General features: G+C 38.1%; 25 protein-coding genes, 2 pseudogenes and 1 other annotated feature (1 of these 28 only partly in view). Of the genes and pseudogenes, 1 reads left to right on the top strand and 26 read right to left on the bottom strand.

Going from position 1 to position 22,271, the window contains the following annotated elements; translation table 11 throughout:
- Nucleotides 1-450: 450 nt before the first annotated feature.
- The 4 genes and pseudogenes from DES38_RS12170 to DES38_RS04510 all read right to left on the bottom strand — a co-directional run.
- Entirely contained in the window at nucleotides 451-576 is a 126-nt protein-coding gene (locus DES38_RS12170) for a hypothetical protein (RefSeq protein ID WP_281267683.1), read from the bottom strand.
- 30 nt (nucleotides 577-606) lie between these two features.
- Nucleotides 607-753: a hypothetical protein gene (locus DES38_RS11970; protein WP_170114331.1), complete on the bottom strand. Its 147-nt coding sequence runs from the start codon at nucleotides 751-753 to the stop codon at nucleotides 607-609.
- 49 nt (nucleotides 754-802) lie between these two features.
- Nucleotides 803-1,087 (bottom strand): hypothetical protein, encoded by a 285-nt coding sequence (locus tag DES38_RS04515; protein WP_110250913.1) that lies wholly within the window; start codon nucleotides 1,085-1,087, stop codon nucleotides 803-805.
- A gap of 632 nt (nucleotides 1,088-1,719) precedes the next feature.
- Nucleotides 1,720-2,333: pseudogene (locus DES38_RS04510) on the bottom strand (IS1634 family transposase); the annotation flags it as partial.
- 325 nt (nucleotides 2,334-2,658) lie between these two features.
- Here DES38_RS04510 and rpsT point away from each other — a divergent pair.
- Complete coding sequence (gene rpsT / locus DES38_RS04505) at nucleotides 2,659-2,925, top strand: 30S ribosomal protein S20 (protein ID WP_110250911.1); 267 nt, start codon at nucleotides 2,659-2,661, stop codon at nucleotides 2,923-2,925.
- 92 nt (nucleotides 2,926-3,017) lie between these two features.
- On the opposite strand, the gene holA is transcribed toward rpsT, so the two are convergent.
- The 22 genes and pseudogenes from holA to alaS all read right to left on the bottom strand — a co-directional run bounded on the left by holA (nucleotide 3,018) and on the right by alaS (nucleotide 21,990).
- Nucleotides 3,018-4,079 carry a DNA polymerase III subunit delta gene (gene holA / locus DES38_RS04500; protein WP_245881958.1) on the bottom strand — a complete coding sequence of 354 codons (1,062 nt, stop codon included), beginning with the start codon at nucleotides 4,077-4,079 and terminating at the stop codon, nucleotides 3,018-3,020.
- Between the two features lie 109 nt (nucleotides 4,080-4,188).
- Entirely contained in the window at nucleotides 4,189-6,441 is a 2,253-nt protein-coding gene (locus tag DES38_RS04495) for a DNA internalization-related competence protein ComEC/Rec2 (protein WP_110250910.1), read from the bottom strand.
- A gap of 93 nt (nucleotides 6,442-6,534) precedes the next feature.
- A pseudogene (locus tag DES38_RS04490) lies at nucleotides 6,535-6,978 on the bottom strand (ComE operon protein 2); the annotation flags it as partial.
- A gap of 16 nt (nucleotides 6,979-6,994) precedes the next feature.
- On the bottom strand, nucleotides 6,995-7,633 hold the full coding sequence (locus DES38_RS04485; RefSeq protein WP_170114330.1) for a helix-hairpin-helix domain-containing protein: 639 nt from the start codon (nucleotides 7,631-7,633) through the stop codon (nucleotides 6,995-6,997).
- 175 nt (nucleotides 7,634-7,808) lie between these two features.
- A complete protein-coding gene (locus tag DES38_RS04480; protein ID WP_110250907.1) occupies nucleotides 7,809-8,549 on the bottom strand; it encodes a class I SAM-dependent DNA methyltransferase in 741 nt (246 codons plus the stop codon).
- 4 nt (nucleotides 8,550-8,553) lie between these two features.
- Complete coding sequence (gene rsfS / locus DES38_RS04475; protein ID WP_110250906.1) at nucleotides 8,554-8,907, bottom strand: ribosome silencing factor; 354 nt, start codon at nucleotides 8,905-8,907, stop codon at nucleotides 8,554-8,556.
- A gap of 14 nt (nucleotides 8,908-8,921) precedes the next feature.
- The gene (gene yqeK, locus DES38_RS04470) at nucleotides 8,922-9,473 is read right to left on the bottom strand and encodes a bis(5'-nucleosyl)-tetraphosphatase (symmetrical) YqeK (RefSeq protein WP_110250905.1); all 552 of its coding nucleotides are present in this window, start codon (nucleotides 9,471-9,473) and stop codon (nucleotides 8,922-8,924) included.
- Complete coding sequence (locus tag DES38_RS04465) at nucleotides 9,460-10,029, bottom strand: nicotinate-nucleotide adenylyltransferase (protein ID WP_110250904.1); 570 nt, start codon at nucleotides 10,027-10,029, stop codon at nucleotides 9,460-9,462. The genes yqeK and DES38_RS04465 overlap by 14 nt, the downstream gene beginning before the upstream one ends.
- Before the next feature lie 12 nt (nucleotides 10,030-10,041).
- Nucleotides 10,042-10,332, bottom strand: a complete 291-nt coding sequence (yhbY, locus tag DES38_RS04460) for a ribosome assembly RNA-binding protein YhbY (RefSeq protein WP_110250903.1) — start codon at nucleotides 10,330-10,332, stop codon at nucleotides 10,042-10,044.
- A gap of 13 nt (nucleotides 10,333-10,345) precedes the next feature.
- Nucleotides 10,346-11,179: a shikimate dehydrogenase gene (gene aroE / locus DES38_RS04455; protein WP_110250902.1), complete on the bottom strand. Its 834-nt coding sequence runs from the start codon at nucleotides 11,177-11,179 to the stop codon at nucleotides 10,346-10,348.
- Between the two features lie 17 nt (nucleotides 11,180-11,196).
- The gene (gene yqeH, locus DES38_RS04450; RefSeq protein WP_110250901.1) at nucleotides 11,197-12,309 is read right to left on the bottom strand and encodes a ribosome biogenesis GTPase YqeH; all 1,113 of its coding nucleotides are present in this window, start codon (nucleotides 12,307-12,309) and stop codon (nucleotides 11,197-11,199) included.
- Entirely contained in the window at nucleotides 12,297-12,812 is a 516-nt protein-coding gene (locus tag DES38_RS04445; protein ID WP_110250900.1) for a YqeG family HAD IIIA-type phosphatase, read from the bottom strand. Before DES38_RS04445 ends, yqeH begins: the two co-directional genes overlap by 13 nt.
- A 194-nt stretch (nucleotides 12,813-13,006) precedes the next feature.
- Entirely contained in the window at nucleotides 13,007-13,702 is a 696-nt protein-coding gene (gene mtnN / locus DES38_RS04440) for a 5'-methylthioadenosine/S-adenosylhomocysteine nucleosidase (protein ID WP_110250899.1), read from the bottom strand.
- 29 nt (nucleotides 13,703-13,731) lie between these two features.
- A complete protein-coding gene (locus tag DES38_RS04435; RefSeq protein ID WP_110250898.1) occupies nucleotides 13,732-14,502 on the bottom strand; it encodes a YrrS family protein in 771 nt (256 codons plus the stop codon).
- A 143-nt stretch (nucleotides 14,503-14,645) separates the two neighbouring features.
- The gene (gene greA / locus DES38_RS04430; protein ID WP_110250897.1) at nucleotides 14,646-15,122 is read right to left on the bottom strand and encodes a transcription elongation factor GreA; all 477 of its coding nucleotides are present in this window, start codon (nucleotides 15,120-15,122) and stop codon (nucleotides 14,646-14,648) included.
- 164 nt (nucleotides 15,123-15,286) lie between these two features.
- Complete coding sequence (gene udk / locus DES38_RS04425) at nucleotides 15,287-15,934, bottom strand: uridine kinase (protein ID WP_110250896.1); 648 nt, start codon at nucleotides 15,932-15,934, stop codon at nucleotides 15,287-15,289.
- A gap of 2 nt (nucleotides 15,935-15,936) precedes the next feature.
- Nucleotides 15,937-16,584: an O-methyltransferase gene (locus DES38_RS04420; RefSeq protein ID WP_110250895.1), complete on the bottom strand. Its 648-nt coding sequence runs from the start codon at nucleotides 16,582-16,584 to the stop codon at nucleotides 15,937-15,939.
- A gap of 56 nt (nucleotides 16,585-16,640) precedes the next feature.
- A complete protein-coding gene (mltG, locus tag DES38_RS04415; RefSeq protein WP_110250894.1) occupies nucleotides 16,641-17,849 on the bottom strand; it encodes an endolytic transglycosylase MltG in 1,209 nt (402 codons plus the stop codon).
- A 434-nt stretch (nucleotides 17,850-18,283) separates the two neighbouring features.
- Nucleotides 18,284-18,565 (bottom strand): DUF1292 domain-containing protein, encoded by a 282-nt coding sequence (locus DES38_RS04410; RefSeq protein ID WP_110250893.1) that lies wholly within the window; start codon nucleotides 18,563-18,565, stop codon nucleotides 18,284-18,286.
- A gap of 16 nt (nucleotides 18,566-18,581) precedes the next feature.
- Nucleotides 18,582-18,998 (bottom strand): Holliday junction resolvase RuvX, encoded by a 417-nt coding sequence (ruvX, locus tag DES38_RS04405; RefSeq protein WP_110250892.1) that lies wholly within the window; start codon nucleotides 18,996-18,998, stop codon nucleotides 18,582-18,584.
- Nucleotide 18,999: 1 nt separating this feature from the next.
- Complete coding sequence (locus DES38_RS04400; RefSeq protein ID WP_110250891.1) at nucleotides 19,000-19,266, bottom strand: IreB family regulatory phosphoprotein; 267 nt, start codon at nucleotides 19,264-19,266, stop codon at nucleotides 19,000-19,002.
- Nucleotides 19,267-19,356: 90 nt separating this feature from the next.
- Nucleotides 19,357-21,990, bottom strand: a complete 2,634-nt coding sequence (gene alaS / locus DES38_RS04395) for an alanine--tRNA ligase (RefSeq protein WP_110250890.1) — start codon at nucleotides 21,988-21,990, stop codon at nucleotides 19,357-19,359.
- A 97-nt stretch (nucleotides 21,991-22,087) separates the two neighbouring features.
- Nucleotides 22,088-22,271 (bottom strand) — a binding site (T-box leader); it runs 29 nt beyond the window's last position.

Below are 22,271 nucleotides of genomic sequence, written 5' to 3'. Positions count from 1 at the left end.
TTATTAAAACAATTATTTAAGCACTCTATTTTGTACACCATCGGCCACCGCGCTTCGCTTGCTGGCCCTATCTACACTAAAGTACCAATCGAACTTGAATGTGCGCCATGCAAACTTATACAATCTTTTTTTGCGCCGATAGATGGTTTTGTAGGTTGCGCTAAATAATAACTCATTCTAACACTTTTATTGATTAAACGCTGCTTTCGAGCACTTGACTGGTTAGAGGCTATACAGGCGTCGCGATGCGTCTCATTTGCACGTCCTTGTAATATCTTAACCATATCTAATCAACCGGATTTACTTCAATGCATCCCTCTTTTTTTCATGCGATAAGATACACGACGCTGGTTTGACTCAATCGCTCCCAAACTTCTAACACCTTCAGGTGAGTCTTTCATTCTCTTTTTCCAATCAAAAATACGGTCCCATTGGTTTTCAATATAACCTCTAAATACATGGTTTTTTTAATTGAGTTTCGTCTTCAATTGTGCTTTCAAATGTATCCACCCACAGTCGAAAACCATCTAAATCATGATTTTCGATAGCTTCTTTAACACCATCTTTCATCGTCAAGCGCTTTGCACCGAAGGTGCGAACAATGGATTAAGCGATATGATAACGGTCAAGTTGTGCTAAGACTGGATACACAGATTGAGCGAACGTCTCTTGAAATCGTTCGCTTCCATAACCTGCACCACCATCACTATTTGTAACAATTTGTGCGCGGTTAGCGCTTATTCGTCTTTCCAAAAACCATCCATAACTTCAGTGCTCATCATGACCATGTGGTGCTTCAAGGCTACACGTTTACCGCTCGTATGCCATCCCTCATAAACAATCGCTTGAGAAACTTCGATTTCCTTTTTACATAGACACCATCTGCTTCCGCGAATAAAAAATCCACCGGCTTGCCCTCTGGTAATTGATCTGCGATCTCAAGTTCTTCTAACATTTGCGCATCAGCGATTGCTTGAGCTTTACCGACTCGTTTAACAATGTTAGCGACACTCGTGTGACTTATGTCGACAGTCGTCCATTCACTAATCACGGGCGCTGTTTCACGATAATCTGTCTCTGATTCCATCTCTGCAACCTTAACTTCAACAAGCACACTATAGCGTTAATATTTAGCCATACTTAAATAAACGTCTAGTGGGAATTGGCTCATACCCCTATAATCGCGCATCGCTGTATATTTAAACGTCACAGGTTCCAAAGTAAAGTTAACGGTTTATTGTCCGAACGGACAACCATCCATTCTTTATCATTTCTTGGATATTTGATATAATATTCCTCATGAGAGAGCCTCTTTTCTAATGTTGGTGTGGTGACCTACATTAATAATAGAATGCTCTCTATTTGTGTCTACCAATAATTGATCCCTTCGAGAAACATTTTACACTTACTAATTTAATTGTCCTGATAAATAATTGATCTAAACTTAATCTTTTAATTTATTAGTCTGCTTCTCCATCCACTTTAATCTAGCCATCCATCCCCAGAGACCTGACGTTAACAATATAATACCAAAAACGATATATAACCAAGTCACATAACCACACTCCTTTATATGATTTTTAAATCAGCTACATAAATATGAATACCCTTAATTCCAAATATTAGTCTTATTTTTTTATTTAAAATTTAGTGATCCTACTAAAACATCAACTCATAATACCTTCACCCTTTCCCCCGTGTCCATTACCATTTTTCCCGTTCTGTTTTCCGTACTGATCTTACATAGACCGGCCGTGATTTCAGCTCTGTTTTCATAATTCTGAAGCGCTCTTCGATTTCCCACGCTGTTGATTCACGCGAATCAATGCTAAAGGATCAGATGTTAGGTTCGTACACATACCGTAGAATCCATCATATTGCGCTTCCTTTTCTATAAGGGATTCATCAAGTGTTACCTGCATATTTTCAGCTGTTTCACCGTCCGTTGTTGCGTGTTTAACTGTGACAAAACGTAACGGATCATTGGCACGTTTCTTTTTTAGTGACGAAGGATGATCCACTTTTTTTAAGGCGCGTTCAATTTGACGCTTACGAATAGTTTCTTGATAGTGCTTGTATTTCGGTGAGAAGGTTACAAGGAGTCGCTGTTCTAAATCATTTTCCTTTATCCATCTTTCTTTATAATACGTTTCTTTATTGTTTTGAACGTCTTTAATAGCCGTTAAATGAATCGGTTCGTCACTTGCTTTCGTCCGCCAACCCGAAGGGTCTAGTGCCCATTCTTTAAGGTGTTGTTTCAATTTTTTAATGGATTGTGTGGTAATAAATCCACGGCTACCTAACGTATTGTAAAGACGATTATTTTTAGAAGTACTTTTAAAATACGCATAATCAAGACCTCGTTTCGGTATTTTTTTACGCTTATTACAATATAGTACAAAAGAGTACTCGATATAAAAAATAAGCCGTATCAGGGCTTATGCGTGTTTTTAGAGAAATGAAGTATCAAACTCACGAATTCTTTTCTTGAAACTACACGTTAACAGATCTTTAGCATTGTTCAAGAACAGTTCATTCATTATTCTTGCTATTGTTACTTGAAAAATATATTTATATTGAAAATACGCCCAACCTTTGGTACAATATCATCTGTTCCATAATATATTTATGGATGTTTATAAGTGGAGGTGAAAATAAATGGCTAATATCAAATCAGCGAAAAAACGTATTCGTTTAAACGAAGATCGTCATACACTTAACGCACCAGTTAAATCTGAAATGCGTTCAAGCATCAAACGTGTTGAACAATTCGTATCTGAACATAGTGTTGAAGATGCTAAAACTGCACTTAAAAATGCAATTAAAAAAATTGACAAAGCAGTTTCAAAAGGTATCGTTCATCGCAACAATGGTGATCGTCAAAAATCACGCTTAACTAAAAAAGTTAACCAACTTGGTGCATAATGACCAGTAATGACCAACGTTAAAAGCGATCCTCTTTTCTAAAGAGGATCGTTTTTTGCATTTAAGTATACTAATGTTATCCTTAAATATCTTTACATGACTGGTTTTACTTTCCAATGAATCAACTGATACAGTAACATTTCAAATGCTAAGGGTTTATCCATTTTCCCTTGTTTTATCAACTGATCTGTTTCTCCGCAATAATCAATTGCGCGGTATAAGTCTTCAATTGTAAATCGTTTTGCTCGCTCCATTGACATCTTTACCACAAAACTATGCACGCGTAATTGTTGAGCAATTTGCTGTTGTTGATAACCTTTTTGCATCAAAATTTTAACCTGATAAATGGTACGTAATTGTGACGATAACAAGGCCAGTAATGCAATTTCTTCCTCGTTTGATCGACTCAAATCCTTGTAAATCTCTATGGCTTTTTTTATATCCTTTTCGATAACAGCATCGACTAACTTAAGGCCTGATGATTGTCCTAAATGTGAGACTAACGCCTGCGCATCTTCATAACTAATCGTTTCGTCATTTCCTTTAAACAGTGCTAATTTCTCCATTTCATTCTCTAACAGTTGCAAACGCGGACCAATCTCTTCTTGGATTAATTTCTTTGTTTGGCCATCTAAATTTAATGAAAACTGTGCCTCAAAGTGAGTCACCCATTTATCGATATCCCAATCATTAACGGCTTGACATTCAATAAAAGTGGCGTTCTTTTTTAGCTGTTTAGTAATTTTTTTACGCTCGTCCAGCTTTTGATACGGCACAACTAAAATGAGTGTTGAAAAATCAACAGGCTGCTCTTGATAACTCAACAAGATCTCACTATTATGTTCGACTTTAGATTTCGAGGGCTTAGCAGTTAAAAACATGCTATTTTCACAAACAACAACTTTTTTATCCCCAAAGAACGGGAAAGTCTCCGCTTCCATTATCGCTTCTTCGACCGGTTGTTCTTCTAGATCATAGGTTATCCACTGTTCTGTCTGCTCATCATTTGTTAATCGTTGCTCTACTATTGCTTTAATCATTGACTCTATTAAATAACGCTCTTCACCATATAAAACAAAGACCGCTGATTTCTTTAAAGTGTTCATTTGCTTTTTAGCTTCAAGATACTTCATCTTTTGGTCATTAGACGTCATCCGCCTAATGACGCACCCCCTCTCTCTATCCTTTACTTGTCTTACACGTCGAAGGATTCCTTTTAATACTAGCGTGGATGATGCGGTTTGACAAGAGGTGTTTCCTACCTTACTTACTAGAAAAGACTTCAATGCTTCCTTCTGGTTCTTTAATATGATAACGGTAGGTTACTGCACCGTTATGATCTGTACGATAAAGGTCAATCCCCTCGTGCAAGAAACGTTCAACCACCTTAGGATGTGGGTGATTAAAGCGATTATCCTTACCTACTGAAATGAATGCGACACTTGGTGTAATCTGACGTAGAAATTGTAAACTTGAAGACGTTCTACTGCCGTGATGTGGAACCATTAGGATATCAATGTCAAGTTCAGGATGGCGAACAATCATTTCTAGCTCAATTTTTTCTGTAATGTCACCCGTTAATAACCAATCCTTTGGACCAATCGTCGTTTTTAAAACAAGAGATTGATTGTTTTCATCTGCCGAATCACTTGTCGAAGATAACACCTCAAATATCTGACCGCGTATTTCAAATCTCTTTCCTTGATCAACTTGAATATGAGGAATATTAATGCCGTTTAATAACGTTGCATCAAAGTGGTTACTCGTAATTAATTGATCAATTTTAAAGTCTTGACTTAAAAAAGCTAAAGAGCCGATATGGTCATGATGGCCATGTGACAAAATAACCGCATCAATTTCGGTAATTCCTCTATTTATTAAAAATGGCTTTAGCCGAGTTTGATAGAGCTCATCCGAGGGGGTTTGATAATCGTTTAACATCGTCCCACCCACGTCGTAAAGAATGACCCCCTCTCGATAAGGTCGCTCAATTACTAAAACATTCGCTTGTGTGAAATCAAGCATTGTCACTTGACCAAACGGATTTAAATAAGGACGTATTTTAACGATCACTAATACGGTTATCAATAACACTAACCACCATCCAATTTTTCGTGACCGCCAACGTTCAATTTCAACCATTAAGAAAAAGGTAACAAGGCCTAATAAAAGAATAATATACATCGGTATTTCACCTAAAACTAAGGGGTAATAGAGATTTTGATCAACTACACTTATCCCCTTCATGAGTACCGCATCTAACACAATTATCAAAGGATCTAAAAGATAAAGGCCTATCGGAAAAACATGCGCCACAACAAATGTGATGAAGATAACCGGTAAAAAGAGCAGCGAAAAAAAAACGCTAACAAGAGGATTAAGTAAAAGACTGAGTGGATTTATTAAATAGAAGTGGAAAATTTGTAGCGGTAACGTCATTAAAAACGCGAGCAATCCAATAAATAACACTTGTTTATAGTTATCTTGCAAGCGTATGAGTATAGGTCGCGACAGCAATATCGCAAACGTAACAAGAAAAGAAAACTGGAACCCTAATTGCTGAAGCCATGAAGGTTGGATAACTACTAGGAAGATAAAGACCAGACTTAAGACATCAATTGCATCAAATCTTGTCTTGATAATCAGCGCAAGCGCTGATAATCCTCCCACTAAACTAGCACGAACAATTGATGGAGAACCACCTGCAATAAAAGGGAAAACAATAAATGTCACCACAAGAACGATACTGATTGTTTCCTTTGTAATGCCCAATAGTCTCGATAATAAAAAGCTAAGTCCAATAATAATTAAACTTAAGTGAAAGCCTGAAATCGCTAACAAGTGCGAAATATGCCAACGCGAAAAAAGCGCCTGTGCTTCTTCTTTAAGGTCAGATTTCTCTCCTAACACAAGTGCTTGAACCCACTTATTCGCTGTATCACTTAAGCGCTCCGACATACGTTCCATTAATTGTGCTCGCCATTTAAAAGGAACATGATAAAATTGCGCCCGATCATACGCAAATCGTTCTGCTTGAATAAGTGTTCGAATCTGTTTGGTTTTAAGGTAGTCGTGATAGTCAAACTGGCCAGGATTCGTCGCTTTTTCAATTGCTTCTACTTCTCCAACAACTGTATATAATAGTCCTGGATAAAGTGGTGTAGTTATCGTATCAAAATAACTAATCATCACCTTCTCATTTGTACCACTCCGCTTGGCAACCACCTGTTGATAGTCATGTCGATGATGCAATACTTCAACAATTTCGACAGTAAACGGCTGATTTACGACCATTTGAACGCGTTCTTCTGTTTGATTTAGTGCATCAAAACGGATCAAGACAATAAGTAAAAGTAAGGCTCCTATAAGGGCTTCTTTTAAAAACAATCGTCGGTCATAATATAGTAAAGCTAAGAAAAGCAGAGAAACAACTAAAAACGGCTTTCCCATGTTATATAAATGGAAAACATATAATCCACAAATGAGCCCAACAAACACATGACTTTTATGTTTCACCCTTCACCTCTATATCGCTTTTTTGTCTAGATTAAAGCAACGACAAATTGTCGCTGCTTCTCATCAAGGTTTCAATTATTCTAAATTCCGCACGAGATCAAGGGCTGCGGCATCCAGGGGTACATGTTCCGTTTTCACACTAGCTTCTTCAAACAACTCAATCGCGTAAGGATGATTTTTATAGTCTTTAGCATAATAAACTTTCACGATACCTGCTTGAATGATTGACTTACAACACTGTAAGCAGGGAAAGTGCGTCACATAAATTTCAGAGTTGTCTGTTGCCACACCAAATTTAGCACATTGCAATATGGCATTCATTTCTGCATGAATGGTCCGTACACAATGACCATCGATGACATAACAACCTTCATCAACACAATGAGCACTTCCTGAGACACTGCCATTGTATCCCCCAGCAATAATACGCTTATCCCGTACAATGGTCGCCCCTACCGTCAATCTTTCACAGGTACTTCTTAAGGCAATTAAATGTGTTTGCGCCATAAAATATTGATGCCATGATATTCGATTCAACTGAATTCCTCCTTGATTATTGAACAGTTACTAACTCTTCAAAATTCGCGACCATCTTTTCACCGATTCCTGACACCTGTGTTAAGTCACTTACCGATTCAAATCGTCCGTTGATTTCACGGTGCTCAATGATCTTTTGAGCCTTACTTGCACCAATGCCGGGTAAGGTTTCAAGTTGTTCTTGCGTCGCAACATTAACATTTATTTTATCATGAAACGTTGTTGAATAAAGGTCCAACTTCTCGCTATCTTCTTGATCATCAATATGAGGTACATAAATGATCATTTCATCACTCACACGTGCCGCTAAATTAACTTTAGACAAATCTGCTGTTTTCAAGAACCCACCAGCTTCCTCTACAACATCAACAACTCTTTCCTCACCCTTAACCCGATAAACACCCGGTTGATTCACTTCTCCTTTTATGTCGACATACATCGTCTCTTCACTAACGAATGTTTGGGTCACAACAGCTGAAACGTTATCACTGACAACCGTTTCAGACTGAGAAAGACCTTCAGTCTGGTCAATGTTTGCTTCTGACTCCACAGTCTGAATCGATAAATGCTTTAAAATCAACTCAAACAATAAACCGAACACGATGATGCTCACTATCAATACAAAAATGTGATTATCTTTGAACCAACTTTTCATAGTCCCCACCCTCATGAGATATGTCATAACGATATGTTAACTCTTTTATAACATAGGTCGCCTTAAACGTATAACCTCAAATGAATAGAAAAAAGCAGTACACCTCTCGAGGCACTGCTTTAATTGAAACAAATCAGCATATTCCTAAAAATCGACATGCTGATCGTTATAACTATTATTTTTTGGCGACAAAAAAGAAGCGTGCATCTTCATTATCGATATTTTCTAACGTGCGTTCATTCGGTTCGAAATCTTGATAAAGATGTACTGCTTTAAAACCGACCTGTCTTAAGGCATCCATATATGCAGACACAGTAAAGGTGCGCTGTTGATGCACTTCATCAAAACGTTGATACAGCTCCCCGTCCTGGATAAAAAAGGTCAGGTCATGGCGCATGGCGCCAGGGTATTGACCTGGCTCACAAAACCAAATATAACTATATCGCTCATCAACAACGGAATAGATTTCATTCACCATCTTCTCTACATGGCCCATACTGTGCACATCAAACAAAAAGACGCCTGAGTCATTAAGGGCGTGATATACGTTTGAAAACACTTGAGTCACGGACGAAAGATCGGGCAAATAGTTAACAACATCCAAATAACTAACAACTGCATCATAGTTATTGAATCCTTCAAGTGCGGTCATATCTTGCTGAATCCACTGAATGGATTGTTTTTCAGTTAAAGCGCGTTGACTTGCTTCAACGAGCATATCTTCAGATAGATCAACACCCGTCATCTGATAACCGGCTTTACTTAACAATACACTCATCTTCCCCGTACCGCATCCTAAATCTAACACACGTCTTGCTGAGGGTTTTAGGTGTTTTTTTGTGAAAGCTAGCCATTCTTGGTATGGCGTATCCTCCATCAACAAATCATAAATAACTGCTAATTGTTGATAAGCCATCTCTTTATTCCTCGCTTAAATTTAAATCGACCAAAGGGGCATCTCCCCATAAACGTTCTAAATTATAATAGCTACGCTCTTCTTGATGGAAGATATGACAAATAATATCACCTAAATCAACCAAGATCCAACGTGCTTTGTCAAAGCCTTCTAAGCGATTTACTGTGATCCCTAATTTTTCAGCTTGATCTTTTATTTCTCGTGCGATGGCTTGAACCTGACGCTCATTTGACGCATCTGTTATAAGGTAATAGTCCGCTACAGTGGTTAACTCACGCATATCAAGTGCTAAAATATCGCGTCCACGTTTATTATCAATCACTTCTGCAATTTGTTGTACTAGTTCTTCATTATTCATTAAAAATCCTCCAATTATACTAACGCATTATATAAATTTAATGTTTCTGGATATACTTTTCTTGACTTGCCGATTAAATATAACATTTGATTGCGAACAGCATGAAAAACAGCTTCATCCAAATCAGATTTAGCGATGGTCCTGATCTTATCAATACCAGGTATTTCTCTTCCAGGTTCGATATAATCAGCTAGATAGACGATTTTTTCTAGTGTAGTCATTTCAGCATGTCCAGTTGTATGCCAATAGATCGCTGATAAGACGGCATCATCATCGATACCTAACTCTGACTTAACTAGGATTGAAGCAACCGGACCATGCCAAAGTTCATGATGAAATTCCAATAGCAGATCAGGTAACGCTGACTGCAGAATGACCTGTTTCATTTCTTCAAGATTACGGTATTTACAATAATCATGAAAGACTGCCCCTAGCATTGCTTTTTGGGCATCAACATGGAAACGCGCTGCTAAATCAAGCGCTGTTTCAGTGACACGCTCTGTGTGTAGAAAACGTTGTTCAGTTAGATGTGGTTTAACTAAATTTAATGCTTCACGTTTTTTCATAGAGTTGTCGCTCCTTAATTCTTTGATAAACAGGTGTTGGTAGCAAATAACGTATCGGTTTATCATCCCGAATTCTTTCTCTAATTATCGTCGATGACAGATCAATTCCGACACTTTCAACAAAAATGAGAGGATACGTACTTTGCAGTTGATATTCTGGGCGTTTTACACCGACAAACTGGACAGATTTAACAAGTTGATCAATTTGATGCCAGTGCGGTAAATATTCAACCATATCAGCGCCAATAATAAAATAAAACGTAATATCTGGATGCATTGCTTTCAAAACATCAATTGTATCAATAGTATAAGACTTGCCACTTCGTTCTAGTTCGATGGGATTCACTTTGAAATACGACGTGTCTTGAATCGCAGCTTCAATCATTGATAAACGCTCTGCTGCTGAAACTCTTGCAGCCTGCTTATGCGGTGGTACTTGTGACGGTATGAACCAAATCTCATCTAAATTCAATGCATGATAGACATCATCAGCTATCACTAAATGTCCGATATGTGGCGGATCAAAGGTACCGCCTAAAATTCCTATTCGTTTCATTTAAAAGCCACCTTAAGGAAGTTGAATGGTTTTATTCTCTGCTGACAGTTTGTATAAGGTTATCACGTTACCTAACATTTGAACAAGTTCAGCTTCAGTACCTTCCAGTATCGCTTCTTTAACGTCATCTTTATCTTCCGGACAGTTTTGTAATACATTTACCTTAATTAGTTCGCGTTTTTCTAATGCTTCATTTATTTGAATCAGCATATTTTCATTGACGCCTTCTTTTCCAACCTGAAAAATCGGACGTAGTGGGTGAGACGTTTTTCTTAAATAGCGTTTCTGTTTTCCCGTTAACATGATTTAGTCATCCTTACTTTAATTTAATTTTTTTCGTGTATTCAGGTAAGATTGGTGTTAAGTCTGTAATTTTACCCGTCCATAGTTGAAAGCTTAATTTTGCTTGATTAATTAGCATTTCATGGCCGTAGTGAATCTGTCCACCAATGGACTCAGCCTCTGTTAAAAACTTCGTTTTTAGTGGCTTATAAACAATATCACTTACGATCGCTTGTGGTTGGAGCTGAGCCAAGTCAAGTGGTAGTTCGTCACTTTGGGGGTCCATGCCAACAGATGTCGTATTAATAATGAGATCAAACTTCTTTAGATTATGTTCCGCTTCTGTAATCGATTGTACGGTAATCAAACGATCACTTTCTAATTGCTCAACTAACGTCTGCGCACGCGCCTCGGTTCGGTTCGTCACAGTCAGTGACTGGAATGGTTCGTTAAGTAATGCAAACACAATTCCTCGGCTTGCACCACCAGCGCCGATAATCAATATCCGTGTATCACTGTGTAAAGCATCTGGGAAGTGTTGTTTTAAAGAAGCCAAGTAACCAGCACCATCTGTATTATAGCCGGACCATTTCCCATCTTTACAAACCACAGTATTCACAGCCCCAATCCGTTTCGCCGTTTCATCCATATCATCTAAATAGTCAATGATCTTTTCTTTATAAGGAATCGTCACATTAAAACCATCAATTCCTGATTGTTTCAGTGCTGCAATTGTTTGTGCAAACTGATCTGGTTTAATTTCTTTTAAGTGATAACTTGCATTTAATTGATGTTGTGAAATAAATTGTTGATGAATCCATGGCGACATCGAATGCCCTAACGGATACCCGATTAATAATAAGCGCATCTGGCACAGTCCTTTCTTTAAATCAATGCGGTCCGAATGGAAACAGATACGTCAGCAGGTGAAGAGATTGTAATCGTTATCGGTTCTGCAGGCACAGCAATCCAACCAAGCCCCGGTAAAACGATGTCGGTTTTCTCACCCGAAAGCTTAAACGTACGTTCTTGAAGGGGGGGATATTCTCCCCTTGAATCTTTTGAAGGAGGTGTCAACAACTCACCTAAATGGGTGTAATACAACTGATCTGCCTTCTCCAATTTAGTTCGGTGAATACTTAAACTATTTGCAAAATATAAGACAAATGGCTGTTTTTCACCTTTAATATAATCAATCCGAATTAATCCACCGACAAAGAGCGTTTGTTGTGAATTGATTTGATAGACCCGTGGTTTAATTTCTTTGGTCGGTGTAATCATTTTGATGTCTTCACTTGATAAATAGTGGGTTAACTGTTGTCGATTGATTACCCCTGGGGTGTCATACAGACTTGAACGCTCATCTAAGGGAATATCAATAAAACCAAGTGTTGTTCCCGGGAAGTAGGAGGTTGTGATCGCATCTTTTGCACCTGTTGATTCACTAATAAGATAATTAATAAAGGTCGATTTACCAACGTTGGTGCAACCTACCACATATACATCGCGCTTATTGCGATATGACTCTATTCCGTGCTTCACTTGATCGAATCCACGTCCTGTTTTAGAAGACACTAAAAAGACATCTTGTACAGTTAAACCCATATCTTTTGCAGACTTTTTCATCCACTGTTTTAAACGACTAAGGTTTGTTGATTTCGGAAGCAAATCAATTTTATTCCCAACTAATATAATCGGATTATTACCCGTCAGGCGATGCAAACTCTTGATAAAACTACCATTAAAATCAAACACATCAACGATTTTAACAACCAGACTTTTTGTTTTAGCAATCTGACTGATCATCTCAAGAAAGTCACCGTCAGTATATGGCACATCTTGCACTTCATTATAATGCTTCAATCGAAAACAACGCTGACAGATAACTGGTTCATTGCTCAGTGCTGATTGTGGCACAAAACCTGGTTTTTCTTTATTGTCTGACTGAATGGTTACACCGCACCCTTGACATACCAATTTTTCTTCTATCCCTGCCATTTCATCCAACCCCTTTTTTCTAACTTACGTAAAATAAATCGTTCTATTTTTCTATTTAATTTTGTCGCCTTGTCATCACTTTGTAAAATCGGCACCACAAGAATGGTGTGGAAGCCACTCCGGTTACCACCCCAAATGTCTGTCATGATTTGATCCCCAATGACGACAATCTCCTCTTTATTTAAGTCCATTTTCTTGCTAGACTTTAAAAAAGCACCACGTAACGGTTTATTTGCACGATACACATAAGGACGATTTAACGGGGACGAAAAAAGTTTGACCCGCTTTTTATCATTGTTCGAAACAATGGTCACTTTAATTCCGCTATCTTCCATGCTTTTAAGCCAGATTTTTATTTTGTCGGTTGCATGTGGCTCGTTCCAAGCAACAAGTGTATTATCCAAGTCAGTAATCACACCTTTAATGTTCTTTTCTTTTAACGACTCTGGTGTGATTTCAAATATATCTTTGACATGTTGATCGGGTAAAAATCTTTTTAACACGTTATACTCACCTCAACTATTAAATCCATTTGGTTTTATCAATCTACTGGGACTAAACACACAAACGGTCATTTTATCATTATACTATCATAACACGCCTTAAAACGTACGACAAACACTGTTTATCAACACAACAGAGATTAACGCATATTTTAAGCTATGTCACTGCAATGAATGACATAGCTTGAATATGTTTATTTGATTTTTTTAATTACACGCATGATTAACGTAGCCGCATGGGTCGCTGCCTGGTCTAGATATTGATCAAAAGATACCGATGAGGTTTTACCGGCAATATCAGACAAAGAACGTATGATCACAAATGGCACCTGGTATTGATAACAGACTTGAGCAATCGCTGCCGCTTCCATTTCAACTGCCATTGCCTCCGGGAAGTGATTTAAGACAACATAGGTCTGAGCTTCTGTTTGCATAAAACTATCACCTGTTGCAATTAATCCTTGTTTAGCCGTCACTTCATTCTTATCTTTGATGGCTGCTTCTGTTGCTTCGATCAATCGTAAGTCTGCCAGATAACGTTCAGGCATGCCAGGCACTTGGCCATACTGATAATTAAATGCCCTGACATCAACATCATGATGCACTACTTCCTTTCCAATCACCACATCACCAACAGATAGGGATTGATCTAAACCACCAGCAGAACCGGTATTAATTACCCATTCAACCTTAAAGCGATCAAGTAAAATTGTTGTGGCCAGTGCAGCATTCACTTTTCCAATACCAGATTTTAATAAAACAACCTCAATTCCATCGAGTTGACCTTCAATATATAGACAGTTTGCAATCGTTGTTTCTTTCGAGATGTTCATATGATCTTTTAATAGCTGAACCTCTTGGTCCATCGCTCCAATAATTCCAATAGTCACGCAAGTTACGTCCCTTCTCTTTCAATTCGTTATTCGGCTGTTTCAGATGTGTCTGTTTCTTCGGTTGCTTCAGTATTCGTTCCGTCTTCATTAGAATCAGAGTTAAACCGATCCATCTGATCATGTTCGACTAATAGATCGACCTTTTGAGGTTGCCACCCTTGATTTTCTACCCAGTCAATGTCAACACGGAAATGTTCATCCGTTCCTCGTTTGGTAAAAGTCGCACTTACTGAATCAGCACCGTTACCAGACACCCATAAATAAAGCATATCTGCTGCCTTAATATCAGTTGCTAAAGTAGCAGCTTCCAGCATCTCTTGCCAGTCAACCGAGTCTTGTTCCCAACTTGTGACATGCGGTTCTGATTGTGCAGTTTCAATCGCTGGCCATGCAGAAGAATAACTTGAGATTACATTTTCGTCTTCATTTGATTCTTGAAATGTTAATTCATAGTCATTTGGATTTAAACTAGGTTCTACTGCCTCTTCTGTTTCAGGCGCAGACACTTCTTCCTCATCACCTTCATCAATCGTTTTTTCATTTGATCCTGATTGACTCTCACCTTCCGAATCCTCACTAGAGCTTTCACTCGTTTCTACATTTTCATCCGTCACCGTTTCTTCTACAGCATCGTTTGCGTCTGTGTCTTGAAACATTAAGTATGCTGTCACTTGTGAACCAATAAAAAGTAGGATGCCGATGACTGCTAAGGATACGAAAATAATAAGCAATTTGCGATTTTTGCGTTTTTTTTCGAACCGTCTCGAACGAGAATACGTTGAATCATAATCATTCATATCATGTACCTCCAAACGTTTTTTAACGCGCCTTTACGTCATTAGAAAATCAACCTTAAACAGCTCAACCTACTCTAACTGTTTAGTCATTCTATTATACAATATCATAACATAAAAAAAGTGACCTTTTGGCCACTTTTTTGCTATTTTACTTCAATTATTTTTACGCGCATATCGCCACCGGGAGTTGGAACACTTACTTCTTGCCCCACTTCACAACCGATTAAAGCTTTTGCGATCGGTGAATCATTTGATATTTTACCCTCAAACGGATCAGCTTCAGCGCTTCCGACGATGACATACTCTTCTTTATCACCATCCGGTAATTCTTGAAAGATCACTTTACGTCCCAATTGAACGGTGGTTGAATCAGCATCATTTTTCTCAATAATCTTCGCATTGCGAATCATCGTTTCCACTTGTGTTATACGAGCCTCGACAAATGCTTGATCATCTTTAGCTGCATCATACTCGGAGTTTTCAGATAAATCGCCAAAATCACGGGCAACTTTGATACGTTCAACTACTTCTGGACGTCTTACAGATTTCAAGTGCTCTAATTCTTTGTTTAATTTTTCTAAACCTTCTTGTGTCATATAATAGCTTTTATCACTAGCCATTTCCTTACACTCCTTTAACAACAAAACTACCACTTCGATAGCTTTCATTATCTATATCTGTATGTCATTTCATAAAAAATGAAATGATACTAATCCATACTATGGCAGATTTTAGATGTGATTTCAATAGTTTTGTAAAGATATTTTAAAATTCAACATATTTATTAAAGATTTTTCTGCTTTTTTTGCAGAATTGTTTCAACTTTAGTTGCCATCAAGTCAATTGCGACATGATTTTCGCCGCCCTCAGGAATAATGATGTCTGCATAACGTTTTGTTGGCTCTATAAATTGAAGATGCATGGGTCTTACGACTGTTAAGTATTGCTCAATTACCGAATCAATCGTACGCCCGCGTTCGTTAATATCACGCAATAGCCGACGAATAATACGTAAATCAGCATCCGTATCAACAAATACCTTAATGTCCATCATGTCAACCAAGCGCTGATCTTCCAAAATAAGTATACCTTCTACAATAATAACTTCTTTAGGCTCAATCGCCATTGTTTCTTCACTTCTCGTGTGACGCTTGAAGTCATAGACAGGTTTCTTTATCGGTTCATGCTTTAATAACTGCTTAAGGTGTGCAATCAATAGATCATTGTCAAATGCGAATGGGTGATCATAGTTCGTTCTTAATCGTTCTTCAAACGGCAACTCAGATTGATCCTTATAGTAAAAATCTTGTTCAATAACGAGGACTGATTTATCTTCAAAACGATCACAAATTGCACGTGTTACTGATGTTTTTCCGGAACCAGATCCCCCTGCTACGCCGATTACAATTGGTCGATCACTAATTTCTGTCATAGTTATACCCCTTTAGTTTTACAAGTTATTGCGACCCCGTCTCCTACGGGGACAATGACTGTATGATATTGTTCTAAATGCATTAACCATTGATTGTAGCGGTCAATTTTTTCACTCAACTTTTTTAAACGTTTTGAAGCTGCGCCATCATCGACAACGTAACCTTTAAATAAAACATTGTCAGTAATAATAACCCCTTTTTCACCTAACGCCACAGCAAATGTTTCAAAAAAACGTTGATACTGTCCTTTAGCTGCATCAATAAAAATCATATCATAAGGCCCTTTATTTATTAACAGCTCTTGATGTTCAAACGCATCGCCGAATAAGAGATCAATTTGCTGATCAACATCAAACTGTCCCACATAATCAACCGCCCGTTGAAAACGTTCTTCATCACGTTCAATCGTTACAATCTCAGCCCGTTTATTAGCATCAGCCATTTGTAGTGCTGAGTAGCCTATGGCCGTTCCAATCTCTAAGATGCGCGCCGGTTGATGCAGACGAATCAACTGTTTCAAAAACTCAATGCCGTCGCGTTCCATAATCGGTACACATGTCTCTTGTGCTTCTTTTTCCATGCTTGCAAATACATGATCCGATTGTTGACCAACTAGGTTTAAAATATATTGATTAATTAGTGCATCCATCTGAATTACCCCTTTGTTTACAGAGAAAATCAGGGAAGAAGATTCCCTGATTTTTTTTAAATATCACGATCTAAATATTCATTTGCTTTTCTGCGATGCTCTTCAAATGTTTCTGAATAATAAATGTTACCATCTGGTGCAGCAACAAAGAATAAGTAATTCGTATCTGTTGGATTTAAGACCGCTTCAAGAGAACTTTCTCCAAAGTTTGAGATCGGACCAATAGGTAAGCCAAAAACAACGTATGTGTTGTAAGGTGAGTCAATTTCTAAATCAGAGAATAAAACACGATCTTTGTGCTCACCTAAAGCATAAAGTACAGTTGGATCCGTTTCTAACCGCATGCCTTCTTCTAAACGGTTGTAAAAGACACCTGAAATTAACCTTCGTTCTTCTTCGTCACGGGCTTCTCGCTCAACAAGTGAACTGAACGTCATAATTTCATGGAAAGAGAATTGTTCTAAAGCATCGATCTCAGCAAAATGTGTCTGATAAACTTGTTCCGTACGATCTAACATTTGACGGATTACATTATCTGCTGCAGGTTTTTCTGAATATATTGGATATGTGGCAGCAAACAAATAACCTTCTAGTGGATAACGAATATCATCATCTAATATAACATCCGACAAAATACTTGGGTACAAGTTTATTAACGATTGAATATATTCTTCGTCTTGCATCAAGTCTAGAAATTCTTCTTGATCGATATTCGCTCCATTTTCTAAAAGTTCTGCAATCTGTTCAATTGTCCTCCCCTCAGGTATGGTCACATTATAAAGTGCTTCCTCCATAATTACACCTGATAAAAGTTCACTTGAAACTTCATCCAAGGACATTGATGGCGACAGCGTATATTCACCCGCTTGGAAACCTGTCACATTATTAACTTTAATATAGATACGGTACATCAATGAATTATTGATGATCCCATTCTCTTCTAAAATTTCCGCAATGTTAGCAGAAGAGGAGCCTAAAGGAATCTCGATGCTGATCTGTTCATTGCTATCAGGGTCAACAGGATTTAATCCATCGGTGATATAATCGTAAATAAAACGTCCGGCAAAGAACATCCCCACAATTAGTAAGATAATTGCAACAAAGACAATTTTACGAACAACACTTGCTTCTTTTGCCCGCACTAAAAAGTTAGCTTTAAAGCTCGGTTGGTCTGTTGTTTCTTCATTTGATACAACGGGGTCTTGCTCATTTTTTTCTTTTAAGTTATTTGGTTTATTTTCTTGTTCATCATTTTGATTTGTCAACGTTCTACCTCCTCATCCGGTACATTATACTACAAACCACTCTACTATTTCCATTCTTTTTATTATATTCTCACGAACGGTTTTTGGTTAGGTGATTTTCACCGAGTAGCAGTGATTCTCAATTCAGTCCTTCATTCCTCACCTGATCAAACAGTGAAAGCCAATTGCTTCGACACTTTTCAAACATTTATATAAGTGTTTGAAAAACTGCCCGATCAAGAAAATTCCACTGCGGAAATTTTAAAACATCTTCCATGTTGGAAGGGTAAGGGTTAGACCCAATGCAAATAGTCGTTACTACACTTAGCATTGTAGCAACGACTATTTGCATTGCCGACCAACCTATGATTTGACGTTTATACGAAAGAAGTCAGGATTAATAAAAGGCGTCAAAAAAAGCACCCCCACCATATTTGGCAGGGGGCGTATCCTCTTTAGAGGTCTTCTTCATCAATTAAGGTGTTTAACATTTCTTCAACCATTTCCCATTCTTCATCCGTTTCAATGGCGAATAATGCTAGGTCGTCTTCATTTTCTTTTTCTTCATAACGAAAAGCAAAGACTTCTTGTTCTTCATCTTCTGCTTGCTCAACTGGAACAACAGCAATATACGATTGTTGATTGACGTCAATATCAAAGGTGAAAATCACCTCAAATAAATGCTCTTCGCCGTTTTCGTCCGGTATAATAATACGTTCGCTTTCTGTTAATGCCATAATGTAGTGCCTCCCTTTATTTTTGACTATCAAGATAGCCTTGTAGTATCATCACTGCAGCCAGTTTATCAATCACTTTTTTGCGTTTTTTGCGACTGACATCACCTTCTAACAAGACGCGCTCTGCTGCCATTGTGGATAAACGTTCATCCCACATCACGGTTTTCAACCCAAAACTATCCTCAATATGCTTCGCAAATAGAATGGCTTTTTCGCCACGTTCACCGATATCATTGTTCATATGTTTCGGTAACCCGACTATGACTTCTGTAACCTCATACTCATCAATCAAAGCTTGTAAACGTTCATCAGCTGATTGCGTTTCTGCTTCGTTCCAACGAATCGTTTCAATCCCTTGTGCTGTCCATCCCATTAAATCACTCATTGCGACACCAATTGTCTTGGAACCGACATCTAAACCCATTTTCCTCATCTTATACCTCTTTATGTTGGTCGATATAGTGTTTGACCAATTCTTCAATTAGCTCATCACGATCTAATCTTCTAATCAGATTTCTCGCATCTTTATATCTCGGAATGTAGGCTGGATCTCCTGATAATAAGTAACCAACAATTTGATTAATTGGATGGTAGCCTTTTTCCTCAAGGGCATGGTACACCGTTAATAATACATCTTTGACGTTGTACTCTACAACTTCCTCTGTAAAGTCAAATTTCATGGTTTTATCCATTTCATCCACGCTTAACACCCCATCCTTAACTTTGTTTACCTTGGTTCATCTTATAAAGACTTGTCTACATTATACCGTTACTTAGGGATAAAGTACAAGTTATCCAATAGAAGAAATAAATTCTTTTGCTTTGGCTAAAGCTTGAGTTACTTTGTCAGGATCTTTACCACCTGCTTGAGCCATATCCGGACGACCTCCACCGCCGCCACCACAAATCATGGCCGCTTCTTTGATCAGCTTTCCAGCATGATACCCTTTATCGATCAAGTCTTTTGAAACGCCGCTTGCCAGTTGGACTTTTCCATCATTCACACTTGCTAATAAGATCACACCTGAACCCATTTTTTGTTTTAACTCATCAACCATCGTACGAAGTTGATTCATGTCTTTGACATTGACAGCTTCAATTAAAGTATCAATACCATTTATTTGTTCGACATGGTCAAGAATATTTGCAGCCTCTTGATTAGAAATTTTTTGATTTAAGCGGTCATTCTCTTTTTGCAATGCTTTTAGTTCTAAATGTAATTGACCAATTTTATCAGTGATTGTCACTTCATTTGTTTTCAACAAATGACTTACCTCTTTTAAGCGCGCTTCTTTTTCGGCCGTATAGAAATAAGCAGCTTTTCCTGTCACAGCTTCAATCCGACGTGTTCCTGCACCTATCCCTGATTCAGAAACAAGCTTAAACAACCCAATTTCAGCAGTGTTTTTTACATGACAACCGCCACAAAGTTCTAAACTATAGTCATCAACTTGTACCACGCGGACAACATCGCCATATTTCTCACCAAATAATGCCATTGCCCCCATTTGTTTCGCTTCTTCAATTGGGTACGAACCGATGTTAACAATTAATCCATCCCATATTTTTTGATTAACCGTTGTTTCAATTTCTTTTAACTCACTTTCAGTCATCGCATTAAAATGCGAAAAATCAAAACGCAAGCGCTCTGCATTAACCAATGAACCTGCTTGATTAACATGCGTGCCCACAATGTCTTTTAATGCTTGATGCAATAAGTGTGTTGCTGTGTGGTTTTTTATTACAGCTTGACGGTGCCCAAAGGTTACCGTTGCTAAGACTGTTTCACCGACTTTAAGCTGGCCCTCTTCGATGTTGACGTCATGAAGGTGTTGGCCAAGAGGTGCACGTTTAACATCACTTACTTCAGCCGCGGTGGTCGGGTTGACCAGTTGACCAATATCAGCCACTTGTCCGCCACTTTCTGCATAAAATGGTGTTTCTTTCAGTACGACATATACATGGTTTGTCGTTGACTTATCAACGAGTTGTTCATTTTCAATAATTGCTTCGATCGTTGTTTCCACGGTTAGCTGTTGATAGCCAACAAAGGTACTTTCAACGTCAAGATTACGATAAACATCGGATTGGACTTGCATTGAATCTACTTTTTGTCGCGATTGACGAGCGCGATCCCGTTGGTTTTTCATCTCTTTTTGAAACCCTACTTCATCAATTGTAAAGCCCTGTTCCTCGACATATTCTTCAGTTAGTTCCTTAGGGAAACCGTAGGTGTCGTATAATTTAAAGACTTCTACACCAGGAAATACCGATGAGCCTTTTTCTGTTTCTTTTTCAATAATTGTATTAAGAATTGTCAATCCATCATTTAACGTTTCATGGAAGCGATCTTCTTCCGTTTCAATGACATTTTTGATGAACGCTAATTTTGCTGTCACTTCTGGATAAAAAGCATCCATGACTCGTGCCACTGTTGGTACAAGTCCGGACATAAATGTATGGTTAATACCTAATTGTTTCGCATAACGTACTGCACGACGGAGGAGTCGTCTTAGTACATATCCCCGTCCTTCATTCGATGGTAATGCACCATCACCAATTGCAAAACTGACTGTGCGAATGTGGTCAGCAATAACTTTAAAAGCTGTATCGTGCTGCACATCATCTCCATAGTTATACGGCGTTAACTTTTCAATCTCTTTGATGATTGGTAAAAATAAATCCGTTTCAAAATTGGATTCCGTTTCTTGAATAACTGAAACAATTCGTTCAAGCCCCATACCTGTATCAATGTTCTGTTTGGGTAATGGGGTATAGCTGTCATCTGGATTGTGGTTATATTGCGAGAACACCAAATTCCAAATTTCCAAGTAGCGATCGTTCTCGCCCCCTGGATATAATTCTGGATCATTGGGATCATTGCCATATTTTTCGCCACGATCAAAGAAAATTTCCGTATTTGGACCACTTGGGCCTTCGCCAATATCCCAAAAGTTTTCTTCCAAACGAATAATTCGTTCTTCTGGCAACTTAATGACATCTTTCCAGTAATGAAATGCTTCATCATCTTCTGGATGAACAGTGACTGAGATTTTATCAGCATCAAAATCAATCCATTGCTCACTCGTGAGGAATTCCCAAGCGTACTGAATCGCTTCTTCTTTAAAATAATCACCAATTGAAAAGTTACCCAACATCTCAAAGAAAGTATGGTGTCTTGGTGTGTAACCCACGTTTTCGATATCATTGGTTCGAATAGATTTTTGTGCGTTTGCTAGTCTTGGGTTATCAGGAACAATCCGACCATCAAAATATTTTTTTAGTGTTGCCACACCAGAATTGATCCACAGCAAGGTCGGGTCATCTTTTGGTACAAGTGAGGCACTAGGTTCAATCCGATGCCCTTTTGATTCAAAAAAATCTAAAAACATTTGTCTTACTTCGCTAGATGTTAATTTTTTCATTTAACTCGCTCCTCTATTGTTTTATCTTACGTTTAGTTTCATTTAAATCGGCTTCAAGGCGCTTTAAAAAACAAAAAACTCCCATCGCTGCAATAATTGCAGGGACGAGAGTCTAACATCGCGGTACCACCCTGATTATAGTTACGTCGTAACTATCACCTTAAAAGCTGATAACGGTATCTCACCGGTGAGGATTGACTCACACTCATAAACTAGCTTCCATATCTCTTCATTTAACTTATCTTGCAGCCAAAGGATAAGTCTCTCTTAAAAGGGGCTGA

The organism is Streptohalobacillus salinus, from assembly GCF_003201605.1.
Lineage (GTDB): Bacteria > Bacillota > Bacilli > Bacillales > Amphibacillaceae > Streptohalobacillus > Streptohalobacillus salinus.
The sequence above is the reverse complement of the archived record's forward strand: the minus strand, read 5'-3'. Positions and strand labels throughout refer to the sequence as shown.

Bases quoted from the DNA above. Each gene is read 5' to 3' on its own strand.
- DES38_RS04420 (WP_110250895.1), bottom strand. From the start codon at position 16,584: ATGGATGCACTAATTAATCAATATATTTTAAACCTAGTTGGTCAACAA.
- rsfS (WP_110250906.1), bottom strand. From the start codon at position 8,907: ATGAATAATGAAGAACTAGTACAACAAATTGCAGAAGTGATTGATAAT.
- DES38_RS04515 (WP_110250913.1), bottom strand. From the start codon at position 1,087: ATGGAATCAGAGACAGATTATCGTGAAACAGCGCCCGTGATTAGTGAA.
- ruvX (WP_110250892.1), bottom strand. From the start codon at position 18,998: ATGAGGAAAATGGGTTTAGATGTCGGTTCCAAGACAATTGGTGTCGCA.
- yqeH (WP_110250901.1), bottom strand. From the start codon at position 12,309: ATGGCAGGGATAGAAGAAAAATTGGTATGTCAAGGGTGCGGTGTAACC.
- DES38_RS04435 (WP_110250898.1), bottom strand. From the start codon at position 14,502: ATGAATGATTATGATTCAACGTATTCTCGTTCGAGACGGTTCGAAAAA.
- rpsT (WP_110250911.1), top strand. From the start codon at position 2,659: ATGGCTAATATCAAATCAGCGAAAAAACGTATTCGTTTAAACGAAGAT.
- alaS (WP_110250890.1), bottom strand. From the start codon at position 21,990: ATGAAAAAATTAACATCTAGCGAAGTAAGACAAATGTTTTTAGATTTT.
- DES38_RS04465 (WP_110250904.1), bottom strand. From the start codon at position 10,029: ATGAAACGAATAGGAATTTTAGGCGGTACCTTTGATCCGCCACATATC.
- yhbY (WP_110250903.1), bottom strand. From the start codon at position 10,332: ATGTTAACGGGAAAACAGAAACGCTATTTAAGAAAAACGTCTCACCCA.
- yqeK (WP_110250905.1), bottom strand. From the start codon at position 9,473: ATGAAAAAACGTGAAGCATTAAATTTAGTTAAACCACATCTAACTGAA.
- DES38_RS04485 (WP_170114330.1), bottom strand. From the start codon at position 7,633: ATGAAAAGTTGGTTCAAAGATAATCACATTTTTGTATTGATAGTGAGC.
- greA (WP_110250897.1), bottom strand. From the start codon at position 15,122: ATGGCTAGTGATAAAAGCTATTATATGACACAAGAAGGTTTAGAAAAA.
- holA (WP_245881958.1), bottom strand. From the start codon at position 4,079: ATGACGTCTAATGACCAAAAGATGAAGTATCTTGAAGCTAAAAAGCAA.
- DES38_RS04410 (WP_110250893.1), bottom strand. From the start codon at position 18,565: ATGGCATTAACAGAAAGCGAACGTATTATTATACCGGACGAAAACGGC.
- DES38_RS04480 (WP_110250907.1), bottom strand. From the start codon at position 8,549: ATGGCTTATCAACAATTAGCAGTTATTTATGATTTGTTGATGGAGGAT.
- aroE (WP_110250902.1), bottom strand. From the start codon at position 11,179: ATGCGCTTATTATTAATCGGGTATCCGTTAGGGCATTCGATGTCGCCA.
- udk (WP_110250896.1), bottom strand. From the start codon at position 15,934: ATGACAGAAATTAGTGATCGACCAATTGTAATCGGCGTAGCAGGGGGA.